Origin of the sequence: Clostridium sp. (assembly GCF_051656525.1) — a bacterium.
Lineage (GTDB): Bacteria > Bacillota > Clostridia > Clostridiales > Clostridiaceae > Clostridium.
The window spans coordinates 18,991-37,966 of record NZ_JBOGCC010000076.1; the positions used below are offsets into that span (position 1 = coordinate 18,991).

Annotated in this window: 32 protein-coding genes; all 32 read right to left on the reverse strand. The window is 30.0% G+C overall.

Annotation, left to right across the window (positions count from 1 at the left end; genetic code table 11):
* Positions 1–28 precede the first annotated feature (28 nt).
* On the reverse strand, positions 29–697 hold the full coding sequence (locus tag ACRDDY_RS02610) for a DNA-methyltransferase (RefSeq protein WP_438512792.1): 669 nt from the start codon (positions 695–697) through the stop codon (positions 29–31).
* Between the two features lie 17 nt (positions 698–714).
* Positions 715–2,142: a phage portal protein gene (locus tag ACRDDY_RS02615; protein ID WP_438563411.1), complete on the reverse strand. Its 1,428-nt coding sequence runs from the start codon at positions 2,140–2,142 to the stop codon at positions 715–717.
* Positions 2,142–3,971, reverse strand: coding sequence for a phage terminase large subunit (gene terL / locus ACRDDY_RS02620; RefSeq protein WP_438563412.1), 1,830 nt, complete (start codon positions 3,969–3,971; stop codon positions 2,142–2,144). The genes ACRDDY_RS02615 and terL overlap by 1 nt, the downstream gene beginning before the upstream one ends.
* Positions 3,949–4,335: a terminase small subunit gene (locus ACRDDY_RS02625; RefSeq protein WP_438511741.1), complete on the reverse strand. Its 387-nt coding sequence runs from the start codon at positions 4,333–4,335 to the stop codon at positions 3,949–3,951. Before ACRDDY_RS02625 ends, terL begins: the two co-directional genes overlap by 23 nt.
* A 99-nt stretch (positions 4,336–4,434) precedes the next feature.
* Complete coding sequence (locus tag ACRDDY_RS02630) at positions 4,435–5,130, reverse strand: hypothetical protein (protein ID WP_438563413.1); 696 nt, start codon at positions 5,128–5,130, stop codon at positions 4,435–4,437.
* 83 nt (positions 5,131–5,213) lie between these two features.
* Positions 5,214–5,426 carry a hypothetical protein gene (locus ACRDDY_RS02635; protein WP_438563414.1) on the reverse strand — a complete coding sequence of 71 codons (213 nt, stop codon included), beginning with the start codon at positions 5,424–5,426 and terminating at the stop codon, positions 5,214–5,216.
* Positions 5,427–5,566: 140 nt separating this feature from the next.
* On the reverse strand, positions 5,567–5,689 hold the full coding sequence (locus ACRDDY_RS02640; RefSeq protein WP_438563415.1) for a hypothetical protein: 123 nt from the start codon (positions 5,687–5,689) through the stop codon (positions 5,567–5,569).
* Positions 5,679–5,978 carry a hypothetical protein gene (locus tag ACRDDY_RS02645; protein ID WP_438563416.1) on the reverse strand — a complete coding sequence of 100 codons (300 nt, stop codon included), beginning with the start codon at positions 5,976–5,978 and terminating at the stop codon, positions 5,679–5,681. The genes ACRDDY_RS02640 and ACRDDY_RS02645 overlap by 11 nt, the downstream gene beginning before the upstream one ends.
* 144 nt (positions 5,979–6,122) lie before the next feature.
* Positions 6,123–7,076, reverse strand: a complete 954-nt coding sequence (locus ACRDDY_RS02650) for an FtsK/SpoIIIE domain-containing protein (RefSeq protein WP_438563417.1) — start codon at positions 7,074–7,076, stop codon at positions 6,123–6,125.
* Between the two features lie 38 nt (positions 7,077–7,114).
* Positions 7,115–7,855 carry a hypothetical protein gene (locus tag ACRDDY_RS02655; RefSeq protein WP_438563418.1) on the reverse strand — a complete coding sequence of 247 codons (741 nt, stop codon included), beginning with the start codon at positions 7,853–7,855 and terminating at the stop codon, positions 7,115–7,117.
* Positions 7,856–7,953: 98 nt separating this feature from the next.
* Positions 7,954–8,154, reverse strand: a complete 201-nt coding sequence (locus ACRDDY_RS02660) for a hypothetical protein (RefSeq protein WP_438563419.1) — start codon at positions 8,152–8,154, stop codon at positions 7,954–7,956.
* A 12-nt stretch (positions 8,155–8,166) separates the two neighbouring features.
* Complete coding sequence (locus ACRDDY_RS02665) at positions 8,167–8,433, reverse strand: hypothetical protein (RefSeq protein ID WP_438563420.1); 267 nt, start codon at positions 8,431–8,433, stop codon at positions 8,167–8,169.
* Between the two features lie 113 nt (positions 8,434–8,546).
* A complete protein-coding gene (locus ACRDDY_RS02670; protein WP_438563421.1) occupies positions 8,547–8,891 on the reverse strand; it encodes a hypothetical protein in 345 nt (114 codons plus the stop codon).
* Positions 8,892–9,021: 130 nt separating this feature from the next.
* Positions 9,022–9,513, reverse strand: a complete 492-nt coding sequence (locus ACRDDY_RS02675; RefSeq protein ID WP_438563422.1) for a siphovirus Gp157 family protein — start codon at positions 9,511–9,513, stop codon at positions 9,022–9,024.
* A 65-nt stretch (positions 9,514–9,578) separates the two neighbouring features.
* Entirely contained in the window at positions 9,579–9,866 is a 288-nt protein-coding gene (locus tag ACRDDY_RS02680; protein ID WP_438563423.1) for a hypothetical protein, read from the reverse strand.
* Positions 9,867–9,894: 28 nt separating this feature from the next.
* The gene (locus tag ACRDDY_RS02685; RefSeq protein WP_438563424.1) at positions 9,895–11,193 is read right to left on the reverse strand and encodes a VapE domain-containing protein; all 1,299 of its coding nucleotides are present in this window, start codon (positions 11,191–11,193) and stop codon (positions 9,895–9,897) included.
* Between the two features lie 20 nt (positions 11,194–11,213).
* Complete coding sequence (locus tag ACRDDY_RS02690; RefSeq protein ID WP_438563425.1) at positions 11,214–12,200, reverse strand: hypothetical protein; 987 nt, start codon at positions 12,198–12,200, stop codon at positions 11,214–11,216.
* A gap of 21 nt (positions 12,201–12,221) precedes the next feature.
* Positions 12,222–12,404 (reverse strand): hypothetical protein, encoded by a 183-nt coding sequence (locus ACRDDY_RS02695; protein WP_438563426.1) that lies wholly within the window; start codon positions 12,402–12,404, stop codon positions 12,222–12,224.
* A gap of 85 nt (positions 12,405–12,489) precedes the next feature.
* Positions 12,490–12,783, reverse strand: a complete 294-nt coding sequence (locus tag ACRDDY_RS02700) for a hypothetical protein (protein WP_438563427.1) — start codon at positions 12,781–12,783, stop codon at positions 12,490–12,492.
* 219 nt (positions 12,784–13,002) lie between these two features.
* Positions 13,003–13,203, reverse strand: a complete 201-nt coding sequence (locus ACRDDY_RS02705) for a helix-turn-helix transcriptional regulator (RefSeq protein WP_438563428.1) — start codon at positions 13,201–13,203, stop codon at positions 13,003–13,005.
* A gap of 17 nt (positions 13,204–13,220) precedes the next feature.
* Positions 13,221–13,604, reverse strand: a complete 384-nt coding sequence (locus ACRDDY_RS02710) for a single-stranded DNA-binding protein (RefSeq protein ID WP_438563429.1) — start codon at positions 13,602–13,604, stop codon at positions 13,221–13,223.
* Positions 13,605–13,665: 61 nt separating this feature from the next.
* The gene (locus tag ACRDDY_RS02715) at positions 13,666–14,118 is read right to left on the reverse strand and encodes a hypothetical protein (RefSeq protein WP_438563430.1); all 453 of its coding nucleotides are present in this window, start codon (positions 14,116–14,118) and stop codon (positions 13,666–13,668) included.
* Complete coding sequence (locus ACRDDY_RS02720; RefSeq protein WP_438563431.1) at positions 14,118–14,732, reverse strand: hypothetical protein; 615 nt, start codon at positions 14,730–14,732, stop codon at positions 14,118–14,120. The genes ACRDDY_RS02715 and ACRDDY_RS02720 overlap by 1 nt, the downstream gene beginning before the upstream one ends.
* A 74-nt stretch (positions 14,733–14,806) precedes the next feature.
* Positions 14,807–15,409, reverse strand: a complete 603-nt coding sequence (locus tag ACRDDY_RS02725) for an ERF family protein (protein WP_438563432.1) — start codon at positions 15,407–15,409, stop codon at positions 14,807–14,809.
* A gap of 38 nt (positions 15,410–15,447) precedes the next feature.
* Positions 15,448–15,858, reverse strand: a complete 411-nt coding sequence (locus tag ACRDDY_RS02730; RefSeq protein ID WP_438563433.1) for a siphovirus Gp157 family protein — start codon at positions 15,856–15,858, stop codon at positions 15,448–15,450.
* Entirely contained in the window at positions 15,858–16,145 is a 288-nt protein-coding gene (locus tag ACRDDY_RS02735) for a hypothetical protein (RefSeq protein WP_438563434.1), read from the reverse strand. Before ACRDDY_RS02735 ends, ACRDDY_RS02730 begins: the two co-directional genes overlap by 1 nt.
* Before the next feature lie 3 nt (positions 16,146–16,148).
* A complete protein-coding gene (locus ACRDDY_RS02740; protein WP_438563435.1) occupies positions 16,149–16,433 on the reverse strand; it encodes a hypothetical protein in 285 nt (94 codons plus the stop codon).
* Positions 16,434–16,637: 204 nt separating this feature from the next.
* Entirely contained in the window at positions 16,638–17,138 is a 501-nt protein-coding gene (locus ACRDDY_RS02745; RefSeq protein ID WP_438563436.1) for a restriction endonuclease, read from the reverse strand.
* A 33-nt stretch (positions 17,139–17,171) separates the two neighbouring features.
* Positions 17,172–17,348 (reverse strand): hypothetical protein, encoded by a 177-nt coding sequence (locus tag ACRDDY_RS02750; protein ID WP_438563437.1) that lies wholly within the window; start codon positions 17,346–17,348, stop codon positions 17,172–17,174.
* A gap of 160 nt (positions 17,349–17,508) precedes the next feature.
* The gene (locus tag ACRDDY_RS02755) at positions 17,509–17,733 is read right to left on the reverse strand and encodes a hypothetical protein (RefSeq protein WP_438563438.1); all 225 of its coding nucleotides are present in this window, start codon (positions 17,731–17,733) and stop codon (positions 17,509–17,511) included.
* 8 nt (positions 17,734–17,741) lie between these two features.
* Complete coding sequence (locus ACRDDY_RS02760) at positions 17,742–17,957, reverse strand: hypothetical protein (RefSeq protein ID WP_438563439.1); 216 nt, start codon at positions 17,955–17,957, stop codon at positions 17,742–17,744.
* Positions 17,958–18,001: 44 nt separating this feature from the next.
* Positions 18,002–18,658 carry a sigma-70 family RNA polymerase sigma factor gene (locus ACRDDY_RS02765; RefSeq protein WP_438563440.1) on the reverse strand — a complete coding sequence of 219 codons (657 nt, stop codon included), beginning with the start codon at positions 18,656–18,658 and terminating at the stop codon, positions 18,002–18,004.
* Positions 18,659–18,976: the final 318 nt, after the last annotated feature.

Here is an 18,976-nt window from a genome sequence, read left to right on the forward strand (position 1 = left end):
AAAAGAGGTATATTAATACCTCTTATATTTATTCTCCTAAAATCCTCTTATAAGCTATGTTAAAATAATTATCATCTTTTTCTATTCCAATAAACTTTCTACTACCTCCAACTTTTAAAACCGCTTCTCCAGTCGAACCACTACCCATAAAACCATCAAAAATTATGTCGCTATCATTTGAAGAGGTTTCTATAAATATATCCAACAATCCATTTACTGGTTTTTGTGTTGGATGTAACTTGTTTCCGGTTTTTTTTGCATTTATAACATCTGGGTATCTAAAACCATTAATAATCCTTCTCCCTTTATGACCGAACAGTACAAACTCGTGTTTTGGGGCGTAAGAACCCTTTAAGTCACCCATGCTCGTGTTGTTTTTATTCCAAACTATTATATTTTTTAATTTGAAATATTTTTCAAACTCTTGCTTGAAAAAGTCTATATTGTGCCAGCTGCAAAAACAATAAATAGCAGTATTGTTTTTTAAAATTCTATTGCATTCACTAAAGTAAGAAATTATCATTTCATTAGAATTATAATCGTTTTCTATTTTATCATATTTTTTCTTTCTGTAATTACTTTGATAATTTATTAAATAAGGCGGGTCTGTTACAATCAAATCCACGCTCTTACTAGGTATTTCTTTCATAACTTCTAAACAGTCACCCTTTATCAGTTTAACATTTTCATTGACCATATAACTATTATTCTCCTTTATTCCTCTTCATTAGCCTTATTTGGCTTATTATCCTCTTCTTCTTGTTGCATATAGTTAGGGGTTGCCCCTCTGTTAAACATCGTAGAAGCTTCCTCTTCCATTCTCTTCTCTATTATGTCAATATCCTTAGTAGATATGTAAGGATTTAACTCTAGTGAAGTCCTCCAATCAATGTCATTTCTAAACTTAACTATGTTATCAACTGTTTCAGTGTCATTTACTAACTCTCTTCTAATTAGCTTTATTTCAATATCTTTGTTGACTTTTGCATATTCTTTGTATAAATCTACTATGTTTTTAAGTGTAATTAGGACACAGTTTTCAAAAGCATCACACTTGGTATTTAAATCTGTAAAGGCTGCTTTGATAACTACATTTGTTAAACTGCTGCCTGTAATTGATTCAGTATCAAGTGCCATTGCTTCTTTGTATATCTTCTTTTCAAGTAAATTAAGTGCAATTTCTCTTGCTTGATATGGTATTTCTATTGTATGTGGTGTAGCGTCCCCACCGTTGCCGTCCTCGTCACTCTCAACCTTTATAGCCTTATATCTCTTATATTCACTCATAAATTGTGTAATATCTTGACCTTGATAATTCTTCAGTACCCAATAAACATCTTGACTATCCTCTAAGTTATTACCAAAGTCGGATATAATAATATCATACAAGTCAATCTTATTTTTTAATCCTAGACTAAATTCGGATTTCTTTTCTCTATTGGCATACATAGGGAATATAGGTAACTTAGTCCAATTGGTTACACCTGTTACATATTCACCGTCAATTATATTACTAGCTTTATGGATAATGTAAGCTTGTTTCGGTGTATGTAGTATTAAGCTTTCAGCCTTATTAATATCCTTAGCCTTATACTTAGTTACTCCATCAGGCTCGTATAGTTCGATAATAGTGTTTCGGTGTTCTGCAATCTTATTAAATCTTATTCCTGCTGCAACTTCTCCTGTTTCTTCATCGAGAAGAGGGATAAACTCAGCATTTGTAAAGGTGCTTATCTCAAACTTACCATTATTTATATAACAATATATCCACGAAACACCTTCAATAAGTGCATCTATACCACTATCTTGTATTTTATTATCTAAAGTTTCGCTAATATTTTTCTTAACCTCTTCATCAATAGTAATCCCGTTACCTAATAAGTAACTATTCTCCTGCAATACTATCTTTTTAAAGAACTCACTAGGGATTTTATTATTAGCCTTGAAGTTGTCCACTTCCATTTTGCCTAGTTCGTTATAGAACCAATTGAAACGGTCTAATATAGCTGAATTTTCACCTAAGTAATACTTTTTAGCTAACAACCCCCATTTAACCGCCTTATCTCCTAAATGCTCATTAATAGCTTTTAATATAAATTTACTTTTATCATCTGCTTCTAAGTAATCTTGATATATAAACATTACTCTATTACCTCACTTTTAATATTTTTCTTATCGGAATTAAACCAACTGAAGTTATTATTCTTTCTTCTCGCTTTTCTTCCTGCATATTCTACAACTCCTGTAATTGCATCAGCACAATCATCATGTTCATTCTTTCCTTCTCGTTGGAAGTCTTTTATATCCTCTGCATAATTACTGAAACGGCTTTCCCAATCAACAGGATAATAAACTGTGTTTTCAACTAGGCTACTACCTGTTAATATTCTAGTTTGCTTGTTATCCCCTTGGTGGAATGAACGCATTTCCATTTTATATTCCTTTTCTTTAAGTTTAGCCTTTACGTTTCTAGCAAATCCACGCCCACCGTTATTACTTTCTATACGGGCCTTGGCCACTTTATTCTCATACAATGACTTGGCCACTAACCCCTCTGTAACTTCCATAGCTGCTTTTGTATAAACTATGTCAAGTATAAAAGCGTTTCCTTCTGTATCAACTGCATAGGATATGCTGCAAAGGTAATCACTACCCTTGTCGGCAGTATCGGTGTAGTTTTCTATTGCTATTATGTTATTTGGCAACTGATTATAAATTAAGAACTTCTTATACAGTGCTCCTTTTTCGTCAACTGTTTCTTGGTTGTAGTTAGCGTTAAATGTAGCCAGTGGAATGGTCTTTTCTAGTATTGCATATTCTTCAGCAGGTAAAACGTCCTCGCATAAGTGTTTTTCACCGTCATAGGCTTTCATACATAAATGCTTAACAGGTAATTTAAGGACCTCATTACAATGTCTTATCATTCTTCCTGCAAGGTCTTTCTTTGTCCACCTAGTCATTATGATTATGGTCTTTCTTTTACCCTGCAATCTTGAAAACATAGTCCCTGTGAACCACTCCCATTGCTTATTTAAAACATTCGAGTTATTTGCGTCCTCTAAGGATTTTATTAAATCATCTATAATCAAACAATTATGGACTAGAACTCCATTAGCAAAGAAGTTGTTATCTCTTTCTACTTGAATATCATAAACAAACTCTTCGCCTTCAGAATATTCTATTGATGAAACCATTACTTTTTCGTTATTTTCGTTTTTTAAATAATATCCTACTTGTATATGTTTCGCCTTTATATATCCTAAATGCTCTACATAATATCTATGGTCTAAAGTAGATTTTATTTTATTTCTCGTGTTAGTGGTCAATTCTATAAATTCATTTTTTACAATTCTTCTTGTGGCTTGAATATTGTTATATCTAGTAACTTTATTTTTATGGTCATACGACAAAATAGGGCAAGGATTTAAATAAAGTTCTTCTATATCCTTTAATCCATTTACTGTACTTATCATAGTTCCTTTTGGAAAACAGTCTGCTCCAAATCCTGTTGCACTTCCTTTTGGACTTGTAGCCAAATAATTAGTAAAATTATTCCCCTCTAATGCCCATTTATGTGCTTTTGCTTCTCCGAACTTTACCTTTGTATTTGGGAATATATCACTATAAACTATTGTGTCCTCTTCTGTCTTTTCCTCCTGGATAGCATTTCTAACCTGTCCACTAAATTGCTTACTTAAATCTTGATTATAACTACCTGTCATTATTTTCAATGTAGTGTCCTTACCTAATATCCATTGAGTGAAGAGGGTAGCAGTTCTGCTTTTACCGAATCTTGGAGGAAAGTTTATCAAAAGTACTCTATCATTACTATAAAAGAACTCTTCTAGTGTATCGGCTATTGTCTTTAAATAAGTCCTTTCCTCCTTATAAAAATCAGGTGCAACCGTCTTACAATAACTCCAAAAGTTTAATGCTGAAATATAACACTTAGCTTGATTGGTTATTTTCATTAAATGCTAACTCCTTCAGCTGCTCAAAAGTCAATCCACTTAAATCCACGTTTTTATTATTATTTTCACTAACCACTACTTGCTCCACCTTATCAGCATATCTACATTTGTTCTTTAGATATAAGCATAGAACGGACGGTGCTACTCCTTTATTATTCAAAGCTTCATCTTCCAAAGAACTGTTAATTAAGCTAAAGGTGTCCGGAAAAAATGCTTTTTGTTCGTAAAAACTACTTCTCCCTATCTTTGCAAAAAAACAAAATCCTGCTACATTTGGTAGCCTTTCCCTTTGTTCACAGCTCTCTAAATATTCTTCAAATTTATTCATAAAACTTTCTTCTGTTTCAAATATTCTTTTCTTCATATATTTTACCTCCTATATTAAAATAAGAAGGGTTACCCCTCCTTATATATTATTAACTATTACTATAATTGTTATATATTTATTATTATTATAGTAGATTTATTTAAGTATTTCAATTCCTAGTGCTTTATTCCAACACTTTTTGCAATTTTCTTCTTCGTCACATTCGTAATCTTTGTAAGACTCTTCTAATCCAAATTGATCGGGACAAAAGCTAACATTCAACCTTTTCATTAAATCAATTAATTCTTCACTAACCTTTTCTTTTTCCTCTTCAGCATTTAAGCACATATACTCGCTTAATTGCTTGTAATCCTCTAATAATGAATCGGTACTATCATAAATAACCATTGTGCTACAACCGTTAATTATAAACTTTAAAAAAGAATCGCTATTAGTTAAACTAATCAAGTCAACTTTATCTAAGTTTAATATTGTTTTATTAGTATCCTGTAATCTAACCACATTATTATTTATTAATACATTTTTATCCATTTTAAAACTCCCCTTTTCTAATAAATTTCTTATATTAATTAAAGCTTTTATTTTACGTTCTGTATCACAACTTCTTATTATTACTAATTCTCTAATAACTCTTAATCTTTCTGTTTCTTCTTTTGTAAACGTTAAATCAATTATAGCTTCATCTATAATTTCATTATCTTCTTCCTTTTCTTTGTATTCTTTTATTTCTTGCTTGTTCCATAATAAATTTTCTAATATATTTATTATTAAAAGTATTATGGAACATAAAACCAAACATAAACCCATAAATTTAATTATAGTATAATCCATTTTAAATCCCCTCTCCTTTCATAACTATTATTAAAAGTGTAACATAACATATACAAAACATAGTAATAAATGTAATTGCTATTTTACCCATAAAAACACTTCCTTTTTTCATGTCCATACTTAGTTATCATTTTCATAACTGCTTTTCTTCGCTCCGGTCTAGTATTAAGACCTATTTTCTTTATCACGTATGATACTAGTTGGCTACTGCTGATAAACTTCATCATTGTACCACATTTAACTTTATTATCATAGCTATCTAGTACCATTTTAACCTCTTCATAGTAAATTCCCACCGTTACACCCCTTTAATTAAAATACACTTTAATTGCTTTTAATAATAACTTTCTTCTAGCTTTCTTCTTCTTAGTATTATTCGCCCACTTAATGTAAAAGTGCATTTCTTTTAGTTTTTTAAGACTTAATCCCTTACCCACTACTTAACACCTTCCAACTTCTTATTCAATTCCTTTGATACTCTTTTGTTAAATATGTTTAAAAGACTTCTTTCTATATCTATCTTTCCATTATGTTTTAAATGTTCTAATCTATCTACCATTTCTTACCCTCTCCATTTCCCTATTTAATTTACTTAACTGTATTACTTTTATATCATTTGGATTTATATTAAATATTATTTCTAACTGTGTAATCATTGTTTTTACGTCTGCTATTTCTTCTATAAGGTTCAATGTAACTTCTTTTTCTCTTTTAGTTCCTAAATATCTCCTATGCTTATTAATAGCTTGGATTAACTCTGCTGCTTCTTCTTGTGCCTGTAACTTCTGTTCTTCCGCTCCTTTAATCCCTATTATCTTAGTACACTTATCTATTATACATCTGTTCAATTTACCTCTTCCCCCTTTTTAATTTAAAGAAGAGGGTTATCGAATAAAATACAATGTAACAGGAAGTTTTCTCACCTTCCTTTTATTTATATTTTCCCTCTTCCTTATTATTATAGTACAAGCTTTGTAAATGTATTCCTTACTTTAACATTTTATTGTATAAGTTTTCCCTTTAACTAATTCAGTATGATACAACCAAAATTCCTGCTGCTGCAAGTCTGTTTCTTGTAGCGTGTCCACTCCTAAAAATGCCTTTAGTGTACTAGCTTCTATTGTCCTAAATGCTAGTCTACAATTAAATAAATTCTTAAACTTACAATCTTCTTTATTTCCTATCTGCATTAATGTAATAAGAAATACGTTATAATGCCTTGCTTGTGCTAATACATCCTGAATAGCCTTATCCACTCCCTTAACCTTACTAAGTACGTTGTATTCATCAATAAGAATGTACTGTGGCTGCTTATGATATTCTTTACTTTCTACTACTGCTTTTAAGAAGTTTGTTATATCATCAATTTCGTTAATTCTTTCACCTTTCAAACTTGTAAAATCATCAGCAAAACAGTTGAGCATATATAAATCAATCTTATCATTTATATTTTTAAGTGCTGCTTCCACGCCTTTTGACTTCCCGCTATTACTTGCACCGCATACCCCTAGATGTGGAGTTTTTTTTATATCTATCGTTATCGGTTCACCTAGATAATTAAATCCTAATACAAGTTGGTACGGTGTGCATTTAATAGGTTGCAATGGAATAGCCTTTATTTCTTTCTCAGCAGTCATACAATGTATTTTAACCTTATTGCTAAACTTTATATCCTCCACTAAACACTTGCACTCATACGCCTTGCTAATAGCTTCCTTTTTATTAATTATATCCTCAAGTTTATATCCTGTCTTTAGTTTAACTATTAAATCAAAACCAACTTTTGTTTCTTCTAGTCTTACTAGCTTACAACCTTCAAGCTTACAATCTGTTGCAATCTCTTCAAATAATTTATACTCTTTAGTACTTCTGTTTTTATGAGTTGTATAAGTTTCGTAGACTATTGCAACACTTCCTGCGACTAGTCCACAGGTTATTAAATCCATTATAAAACCTCCTTAGTGAAACAGGAATACCCCTCCACCTATTTATTTAAATATTCTCTATACATTTCTAGTAATACATCCCTTTCCTCTTCCTGCAACTCTAATAATATATTTTTTACTTGCTTATACTCATATTCAGTTGTAAAAGCTTTTCTTTTTCTGTATATAAAGTAACTTCCTTCATAATCGAAAATCCATTCGTCCTCTTCTACTCCTCTTTTAGCTTCTACTTGAATACAAAATACTTCTTTGTAATCCTTAATCACTCTAAACCTAAAATCTTTATATTCTGTACCTTTTATAATAACTGCGTCGGTTGAATTTAAATATCTCGCTTCATAAGTTTCACTGTTAAACCTTACCTTTAAACCTCTTAAATACCCTTTGTTTTTCGCTTTTTCTTCTAAAGCTTCAATTATTACAAGATTCTTTACATATTCTTCAATGGGTGTTAAGTTGTTTAAATCTACCTTTTCAACTTCTGCTGCAACTTCATTGTTTACCACTTCAGCGTTAACCTCTATATCCTCTACAACCTGGATTGGAATTGTTATTAATATCTTGCAAATAACTATATTCTTTTTAGCGTATCTAATTATTAAGCTATTTTCTAACCTACTTACTCTTAATCCTTCTTCCTCACAATACATTTCAATTTCTTCTGCTCCTATTGAAGTCATTGCAAAGGTTTCTACTATCCCACTTCCTGTAATATCAACCTTTCTACCCTCTAGTTGCATTATGTTTATTATTAACTTTTCCCTAATACTTCTTTTCATTTTAAAAACCCTCCTATCTTTTCTTGACTACTCTGCATTTAACGGGCTTGTAACCGTCTTAGGCTGCATTAATCAAGAGGGGGATAAATCCCCTTCTATCATTCTTCTTTAAGTGCCAATATTTCAACTACTTCCTTTTTCATCTCCCAAAAGTAATTATCTTTTATGAATTTTACTATCTTTGGATATTTGTTCAGCTCTTCCACCCTTACACATATTCTTTTAACTTCTTCTTTCTTAGTATCAAATACACCAAACGCTATATTATTCACCTTTAAGTAACTTGTTAAATTTTTCATTTAAAAACCCTCCTAATTAAATATTTTACTAATTATATTTTTAATTGTTATTTTCTCGTTATCTGCTTTAAACCATGTAACAAGTTTGTAAAAACAATCTCCATTCTCTTCACATTTATCTATATTTCCACTTTCAGTAACATAAAAACTCTCGCTGTTTACATCATAAAATATAGCCATTTCTGTATATACTTCCCTTTCAAATTTGTTTTTTATAAACTTTTTAACTTCTCTCGCAACCTCATTTTTTGTTGAATTTGTAATTTTAAATCTTTCCATTTTAAAAACCTCTCTTTAATTTATTTTTTCTTATTTTCTATAATATTATTATATACTATTTTACTCTTTTTGTCACTATTTTATTAAAAAAAATATTTAAGAAATTTATTACATTATTCGACATTGTATATTTTCCTTAACTTTTCAACTTCTTCTTTAAGTTCTCTTCCTGTTCCTTTGAAACTTAACACTTGGTACGGTTCTTTTACAAGTTCTATTCCTGTAAATTCTGCATATTGACCACTCACTTCATCACCTGTTACATTAAAATGATTTTTAACTGTACCTAGTACTCTTCTTGATTTTTTACTTACTATTCTACATAATTCAAACCCACAATAACCATTAGATTTAAAATCTATCTCTTCTATTTCTACCACTTCACCTGTATCGGTTAAGAACTGTATTCCTTTTATGCTACTCTTAACTTTATCCAACCTTTTAATCAATTCATTCATTTTAAACACCTCTTAATTTATTTTATTCCCTTACTATAATTATATTATATACTACTTTACGCTTTTTGTCACTATTTTATTAAAAAAATAAAGTTTTTTTTTAGAAGAGGGCTTTAAGCCCTATTCTATCTTACTTTATCAATAAACTTTCTTTATATATTAATTCTGCTCCTGCAACCTGTTCACCATTTAGAATCTTTTCTTTTATAGCTTTCTTATCAACTTCTATTGTAATTTTTTCCTTAGTTAACTCTTTGGGTATCTGCATATTATCTAGTATATTTACACTAGGCGTCGCTTTCCTTATAGTCCAACTATTTAAAGACGTTTTAAGTGATTTTTTTCCTGTTTCTTGCAAGCTTACTTTTATATAATGTTTTAATCCTTCTATTGCATTTCCTAATGTTACCTTTCTAGCTTTTAATCTTTCCTCTTCCTTTTTAATAGCTTCTATATCTCTCTCATATTCTCTTATGATACAAGTAATATTGTCTAATTTTTCCCCCATATCATTCTCAATAGTGCTTATAGCTGCTGCTAAGCTTTCTTTCTCCATTTCTCCACTTTCAATTAATTCCATGATATTCCTGTAACCTTCTGTTAATTCATATAATTTAGCCATTTATAAATCTCCTTTTTATTTTAAATTTCTACCTTTATTATAGTACTATAATAATAACTTGTCAACTACATTTTAACCCCATTTTCTTTTTCTGCTAGTGTCATTTCCTCGCCTGTAACTTGCTTATATTCCTTTTGCATTTTAGTAAATTCTATTACTAATTCTGTATAGGCGTTAAGGTATTTTTCTTGACTTATAACTTCTATATCAGCAGCAGGATTATTAAAGAAATTATCTGCTTTTTTTAATCTTGCAACTAATTTATTGTAACTAGTCGCGAATCCTTTTAACCACTCTTGATACACTTTTTCTTCCTTATCTGTATTTTTAATAATATTATCTATCATACCCATTTTGTACCCTCCTAGGGGGATACCCCCCCTATTTAATTTCTAAATAATCAACTAATATTCCCGCAGGTCTAGGCATTTTAAAACACCTTCTCGTACTTCCTTGTATTCTATGATTTTTAATAGGAACACCACGCCTTTCCATTTCATTTATCAGTGTCTTAGATGTTATATTATTTCCTAATCCTGCTTCTTTTAAGTATCTTGCTAGATTAGAAGGTTTGACATATACCCACGTCCTCTCGTCACTTTCCCAATCGCAAATATCTGTTAAAACAACACTTGTATCTGTTTCTAGGTTATAAGTTATATTTAAATTAGCAAGTTTCCTTTGTTCTTCTTGGTCAATGTAATCCGTTAAACTGTTACTCTTCCATAAACTGAATACTGCTCCCCAAAATTTAGCCATATCAAAGCTTGATTGAGTTTCTATATCTATCAATCCACCAACAGGTATTATCCAAAACCTTCTATTACCCGTTCTATCTCTTAAGAAATCTTTGTCATTTACAGTCCCGCAAAAAGTACATAGTCTAGGGTGCTTTTCTTTTACTGTTGCATACGGGCTTCTGTATTCATCATATGAAGAGGTAAAGAATCTTTTTAAGTCATCTGCTTCATGTTTAAGAATAGTTCCAATTTCAGCTAATTCAGTTACTACATAAGAAGTTTCTTTAGTTATACTGTCAGTATTACTAGGGTTTATGCTACTTTCACTGTTGAAATAGCTAGGCATATGAGAAAATAAAGTCTTAAAGAAAGTACTTTTACGTGTCCCTTGTCCACCTTGAAGAATTAACACACCATTAGCCACATAACCATTATCAATGTCATTGTTAGCCATTTTAACTACATTTAAGCACCATTTGGTAAACAACTTAAAGTAAAATTCTTTTTGCCCCTCATTCTCTTCACCTAGAGGAATACAATTAAAAACCTCTTCTATAATAGAATAATCAGTGTTTTCGTTTTCTTTTATGCTCTCAATAAACTCATTGTATTGGTTGTCCTCCGATATTCTATCCAAAGCTGATTTAACTTCATTCTGTGTCTTCATATTAAGCCCACTTTTCACCTGCAAGCTAAATATATCTTGAATAACGCCATTTCTTTTTTTACTATTTACGCATCGTCCTTCTATCTCGACTTCTCTTTTAATTACATTATATTTAACCTCTACCCCGTTTTCATCTAATAGCTGCTTTAAGTTTTCCCATATTTTAAAAGGTATCATAATTCCTTCCTTGTTAAGTTTTCCGTACTTCCATTCTATGTATGGAACGGAATAACCTTGCTTAATATTATTTAAATTAACTACATTGTTTCCCATTCCCCTTTACCTCCTATTGTTTATTTCCTATTAAAAATCCACTCGCTAGGAATATTTATGTTGTAATCTGCTGCAAGCTTCAAATACACTTCTGAAGTATCTTGAGTATTATAAAACATTTTTGCCAGTGTGATTATATTTCCTGTTCCACAATGACTATAACAAGTGTAAATATGTTTACCCTCTGTAATACATAATGCACTTTTATTATCTCCATTTCCTGTATGGCAAGGTAAAACACATCTACCTATATAATTATTAGCAATTTTCTTAAAACTTCCACCATATTTTTCTTGAATAAATTCCAGCAAACTAATGTTCTCTATCAATAAAGTTCTTACTTCTTCTTTGTATTCTTTCTTTATAAAACCTTCAGCAACTACACCACAACTTGTATTAAAGGAGTTTTTTTTTATTTGCTTTTTCTTTTCTCTTTCTAATTTGTAAAGGTATCTATTAACTAAACCGTGGACCAAACTGAATGTTATTTTTTTATGGTCCGTATTATAAATTACTTCTTTATTAGTTCCTGCCCATAATTTAGAAGGATAACAAGTGCTTTTATCTAAAAATTTTTCTTTACTATCTATCTTCCAAATTAAAGCCTTATATAATAGTCTATAAGCTTCTGTATCAAGTTTGTTTTCTAGCTGATATATAAGTCTAAACTTACTGTAATCAGCGTCAGAAAACGTCCTATAAGCTATTACGGGAGTTATATTAAACTTTGTGTCCAACAAACTAATAAACTCAAACATATTTACAGGATTATTCTTACTATCTACATCTAGTGCTAAACATTCCACACCTATTATATTTTCTTCCTCTAAGCTTCCTTTAGCTTCAAATTCAGCTAATACAAACGAATACCCTTTTTCAATGTATTTAGCTAACTGCTTAAAATCAACTTCCTTGCAATCTTTCTTTTTTATTTCATTTTGTATTTTACTACAATCAAATCCACTAGGTTTTATCTTATACCCTTTATTTGATAGTTTTACCTTCATTTCAAAAACCCTCTTTCGCTCCTAGTTATTTAATAACCATGCTTTACAATCTTCTAGTACGAACCACTTACGCCCGTTAGCTTGTTCACTGTAAGGCATACCCATTTTCATATATCTATATATAGTAGGTTTTGTTACTTTTAAAGCTTTTGCCATTTCAGTCACATTGTTTATTATTGTTTTCTTTCTTAATTCTACTGTCATAATTATCACCTCTTAATAAATTATATTATTATTATATACTATTTTATACTATTTGTCACTATTTATTTTAAAAAAGAAGAGGAAATTATTCCCCTCTCAATTCTCTGTCAATCTTTTCTTGCTTCTTTTTTAATTTCTCTAAGTAATTTGGATTTTTTAATTTCTCCCTTTTAGAAATTTCAGCTTTATTTTTTCTTCTGTATTCTTTAACACTTTCCCTAGAAGCCACTTTACATTCACTTCTTACACCATTCCAACGTCTTTTTTCTTTATAAAACATTTCTTTAGGTTCATACTTTCGGTGAGTGCTACACCACGCATACTCAACACCATCTATAATTTGTATTTGCTTTCTTCTATTTAATCTTTCCTCTTTCATAACATACCCCTTTATACCATTTATTTTTTAAATCTTAATTTCATAATTTCATTTCTTAACTTTTCATTTTCTATTTCATTCTCTTTTATTTCTTCTTCAACTTCTTTATATATATTTATACTGTACATAATTAACTAGCCCACTTAGTAAAATCAAACTAAGCAGTATTATTAAAACTTCCATTTTTTACCTCTATGTTTAAAAGGGGATAACTCCCCACTATTTTATATAATCTTCTTTGATATACTTAAAATCAACCTTGAATAACTTGCTTATTTCCTCTTCTAAATCACTTCTCATTTTCATATAAGCACCACTCTCATAGTTTCTTAAGTTTTGTGTACTTATTCCTAAGTGATTAGCTAATTGGTCTTGTGTCATTCCATAAGCTGCTCTAAGTTCTTTTAATGTCTTTTTCATTTATTATTCCTCCTTTCCTAGAATGGAAGGTCCCCGTCATCTACTGGTGTCATATCATCCGTAAAACTACTTTGGTTATTATTACTATTGCTATTATTTGAACTACCGCAAAAACTAAAGTTATTTACTACTAGTGTAGTTGTTTTTATATTAATTCCTTCTTTATTTGTAAATTCTCCGAACTGTATTTCTCCACTTAATCCAATCATTGAACCTTTACTGAAATACTTTTGAATATTTTCGGCCGCTCCCTTAAATGCTACACATTGGAACCAATCTGTTATATCTTTTTGACCTCTTCTATTTACTGCTACATTGAATCTACATATAGCTACACCGCTTTGACTTTGTGTAACCTCAGGTTCTTTTCCTATTCTTCCAACAATATTAATGCTATTCATTTCTTATCCTCCTAATACTTATAATATTATTATAGCACTATAACAATAATAATCAATCTTTTTATTTTAATCTAGTTGCTTTCTTTTTATCATATGGACAGGTTATCGAGTGCATTATATCACCTGTTTTCCTATACCTAACCTGTACTAAATTTCTATTAATACCATTCTTTTCAGCTATCTTATAATGTTCTTCTGTTATATCTTTAGTTTTCCCCCTTAAATGCTTCCTATCATTTAGAGGTCTTGCAACCGCTTCACTTAAAGTTAAACCACTCAATCTCATTCTGTCATATATATTGTGTGGTTTAAGTCCATTTTCTATATATAACTTCTTTTGTTCTTCTGTCATTCTTTCAATAACACTTTCACTATTATTGTTTCTTTTAGGCTCTGTTATCGCTCTTTTTATACTCCAACCGCTTTTCCAAACCCTCTCATATACTATTTTTCTACTTAATCCATTTTTCTTTGCTATTTCATAATGTTTTTTAGTTAAAAGGTATAATTCCATTATTCTTTTACCCTCCTATCCTCTACTAAAAACCTTCTCTTTAATATAGCAAATACATAAGCGTATAAAGTGTGGTATATTTCAGCTGCCATATATTCTGCTGCAATAGGTACAATTACAGTTCCGTATTCTGCTTCAAAATCTTTTATTCTTCTGTATAAAGTTTCTTTATTCCATAGTCCTATATGCTTTTCCTTACCTTCTCTTATATGCTTATGAAATAGGTTGTCCTCTAAAAATATATAAACTTTAGTATTATCCTTTTGCAACTTTAAGAACTCTTGCTGAATCCTTGTCCCTTTTAATTCAGCTAAATTACCTGCTAATTCTTTTAAACTTCCTTTCTTTTCGATAACAATATCTTTATCGAACCATATTTCTCTATCGAATCCCGGTATCGAACCAACAGGTAGCATTGCTGAATAATCTCCTGCTGATAAACTGTAAAAGCCTGCTTTTCGCATTTTCTTAGCTTCTTCTTTATCTATATATTTTAAATTATGGTTGTCATACCACCTTTTATACAATTCTGCTTTTTGTTCTCTACCATCAATTATAATAGTCATGTTATTCATTATTTTCTTTATTTCCGCTTCCGTGAATTTTACTCTCACTTCCCTGCCCCCTGTATATTAATTTCTTTGAATTGTGTACTAAATACTCAAATTATGAAGAGGGATAAACCCTCTTACTTTACTTTAGCTTTCAACCTTCCGAATACTGTGTTATACTCTTCGTTTGTCAAATCTTCTATTCTAATCTTTTTATAATCATTTTTTATAACTTGAATAATTTGACTAGGCGTTACCCCTGCCTTTTTACCTTCTGCATATAGTTTCCTTACTTTCTTTTCTTCTTCTGTTTCTGTACCATCATTAGTAAAATCACTGTCTTTAGTATCATCAATAGCAAACATACCATTTAGAGCGTATTTCCTAGCGTAGCTTGAAGCAGTACCTGTTATTTGACTTCCATCCATACCTTTTTTAACTTCCTCTTCTCTTGCAAGTGCTTTACTTTCCACTGTAGCACCTGTTTCACAATCTAATAGCGTTATTGTAGCTTCTACATAAAATCTAGCTAAGTTTCCACTTTCTATCGACTTTACTGTATCGCTAATTATTATTGAGCACTTATTCTTTTTAAGTAAAGGTTTTAAAGCTTCTAATATATCCTCTGCATTTCTATATTTGTATTTACCAAAACTATTAAATTGACCTTTTGGAGCTTTTAATTCAGTTTGGATTTTCATAAGTTTTAAATATAATCCTGCTTTTATGTTTTCTTCCATTTAATTAACCTCCTAGAGAGGAAGTAAATCCCCCACTCTTATTTTATTTTTATTGTTTCTCCCCCTGTTTCAACTTTAGCTATGTCATTAGGGATATTCATTCCTTTTAATATCAAGTTTTTAATTTCCTTTTTATCAACAACCTTATTTTCGTTTGTTGAAATCAACTCTTGAAGTCCGTTTTCTTCTAAATATACAATTAATTTATCAATATCACTTATAACTAGTGTATCAGCTTTTTTACTTAAACTTACTGTATTTTCAATAGTTTCTATCTTTTTAACATTAGAATCCTTCATAAATCCTGTTAAGAAGTTTTTTATCTTTTCCACTTCTTGTTTTTCTCTTTTTATCTTTTCTTCTAATCCTTTTATACAATTAGCTATTGCATTTATCTTTTCAGTTTTATCCATACCGTTGTTATTTATTATTTCATTGATATTTAACATTAAATAACCTCCATTTCTTCTTTTAACTTAATATACTCCTCCACTTCAACTCTTAATCTTGAAATTATTATATTCAATTTCAATTCATTTTCTTTTTTATCTGTTCTTATTCCAATAGTCCCTACACTGAAATAACCGTCCATAATTTCTCCTGCTTTGTGTCTACATACCGTCAAGTAGTTTCCTATCAGTGTAATGCAACAACTACTATTGTCGCCCTCCACCTCTTTATATAAATTGTCTAGGTCATATGCTAGACTAACTATTTCCATTACTTTATCTTTCATTTGTTATTCTCCTTTTATAAAATTCTTTGTTATCCATTTTTCTATATATTTCATATCTTCAAAGAATGTTTCTTTTAATACTTCATTTTCAAAATACGCCATTCCCTCAAACTTCCCATCAGGTTTTACGTGTTCATCTTTTATAAAACCATGTATATCAATCGCACCTTTTCTAATTGTTAGAATAACTGTATTTGCTGAATCGCCTAATATATTTGCCGCTGCAACTGTATGAGTTAAACTATTAATAGCGTCCATTATCGTCATTTCATTTTCTTTAATTTTCATTCTTAAACCCTCCAATATTTTTTTATACCCCTCCGAATATATCTTCTTAGCCAACAACGAAGTATGATTTTATGTTGCTGCTCAACTTGTTTGTTTCTATACTCTTATTATAGTACTATAATAGTCATAAGTCAATGTTTTTGTTACACTTTTTTTTATTATTTTTTTCTTTTTTACACTTTAAGTTTAAATAAAAGAAGGTTTCTACACCTTCAAGTATTTCATTACCTTGTTTTGGTCCACTTCATTTACTAATTTCATTATATAATCATAATCCCATAACTTAATATCAAAGTGCTTTACTGCATTAGCAAACACACTTTTTGCATCATTGGTCAACTCACCTGTGGTTAATAATATGCAACTAGACTTACCATTTATAACCGTTGCTCCTACAAGCTTATTTATTATTGGACTTCCTATTCTTGTATTCATTCCGTACCTTTTACATTCAACTATTATAGCATCATTCAGAATAAGGTCTACACCACCGTCGTGACTCGCTTGTGTAACTACTACCTTGTACCCTTTGAACCTTAATATAAAAGCCATAAACTGCTCGAACTCTATACCACCCATTGCATTAATTCTATTAATTACAAGCCTGTTATAATCCTTCTTACTTACATTCTCATATCTAGTATTTTTCTTTAGTGCTTTAATGCTAATAAATAATATAACTAGTATTATAATTAAGTATATCATTTAATCACCTTCTTAATTTATTTGAATTGCGAATTAATCTTCTGTTTTTACTTCTATTTCATGAGTCGAATAATCCATAAATTCAACAAATAAATTTCGTTCTGTTCCTCTATCTATTATCCTTAAAATACAAACTTCTTTATCTCCGTATATATCTTTTATCTCTTCTAAACCTTGCATAACTTCTGATATTTTAACGTTACCTATCATAAAATTACTCTTCCTCATCTCTAACATCATAATCCGACTCCCAAAAATCCCAACAAGTTATGCAAGTTGTTTCTGTTTCTCTATTATCTTCCTCTAAAACCACTCCACAATAATCACATCTCATTTTTTAACACTTCCTTCACTTCGCAATATCATCAAATTATTTCTTTAACTTAACTTCCATAACATTATTATAAGTCAATCCACCTATCATCAATATACAAAAAGCGTAAAAAGGAACTGCTCCAACACCTAAAAATGGAATAGTAGTCTTTACGCCAACAACAGTAAATGCCTTTGCAATAGGATATATTTTAAGAATACTCAAACCTAAAATACCTCCTGTTGATATACCTATAATCTTTTTCATCGTTTTAATTTCCATATTAACACCTACTTTCTAAATATTTTCTTAATTAATTCCCATAAACCAATACTAGTCTTATTATAAACTTTATTGTAAACTGCTTTCTTAGGATTATTTACAAATCCCATTCCCTTCTTACTATACAAGGGATTTATCGAACTCTTAACCTTCCTTTTTATTCTTCCTGTTGTTCTAGCTTTAATACTTTTCTTTATACTAGGTTTTCTAATTCCTATTTTCACCTTTACACCTCTTATTGTTATTATTATAGTGCTAGTATATGCAACTATTCTTTAATTGATACACCTAATTCATTCCTTATTTGATTTAATGATTTAATTATTCTCCTACTTATAGTAGCTTGTCTAACATTTAATATCTCTGCAATTTCATTTTGTGTTTTTTTATGTTTAAAATATAATTCAAATATTTTCTTATCTACATTAGATAAATTATGTGTTGCCTGTTCATAGAATACGTTAAATTCAGCTTCTTCCATACTGTTATTAGAATCCATTAAGCACTCTATTTTCTCAATTGGTTTCTCTCCTTGTCTTTCTGTCTTTACTTGCTCGTTTAAACTATATCTATCAACACTTACAAACTTTGAATATCCTTCTCTTTCCTTATCTGCCTCTCTATGAAAGTACCATTTGTCCCTATACAAATCATTCATTATACCGTAGTAAATCAAGCTAGTTGCATAAGTGCAAAACTTTATATTCTTGCTTTCATCGAATCTGTTTGAAGCTGCTATGAGGTGCAAAACTCCCATTTGGAAAACCTCTTCATACTCATATCTTTTACTATATATTTTTTTAATAGCAGGTTTTTTTAAAACCATTCCTATTAATCCCATATTTTCCTCAACTAATCTTTTTCTCTCTTGCTTGTCCTTTTCTTCCTCTTGGATATAATTAAAATCCAGTTGCAAACATTCCATTTTTTATACCCCCTAACCATATTTTGCAATTACTATACTTATATAATACTACTATAATAATAATAAGTCAACTGCTTTTGTTATATTTTTTAATTCTTTTTTACACTTATTTATTGTATTATTTATAGTGTTCAATGCGTTCAATTTCGTATAACCATTGGTATCACTAGCTTTAAGAGGTTTTTACCTTTACATGTTCAACGCGAATTCACTCTTTTTGTATGCTTTTAATCAAAGTTGAACTCTGTAAACCGTTGGTATCACTAGCTTTAAATACATTTTGTTCAAAAATTCAGCTTTTTAAGTCTGTATACTATA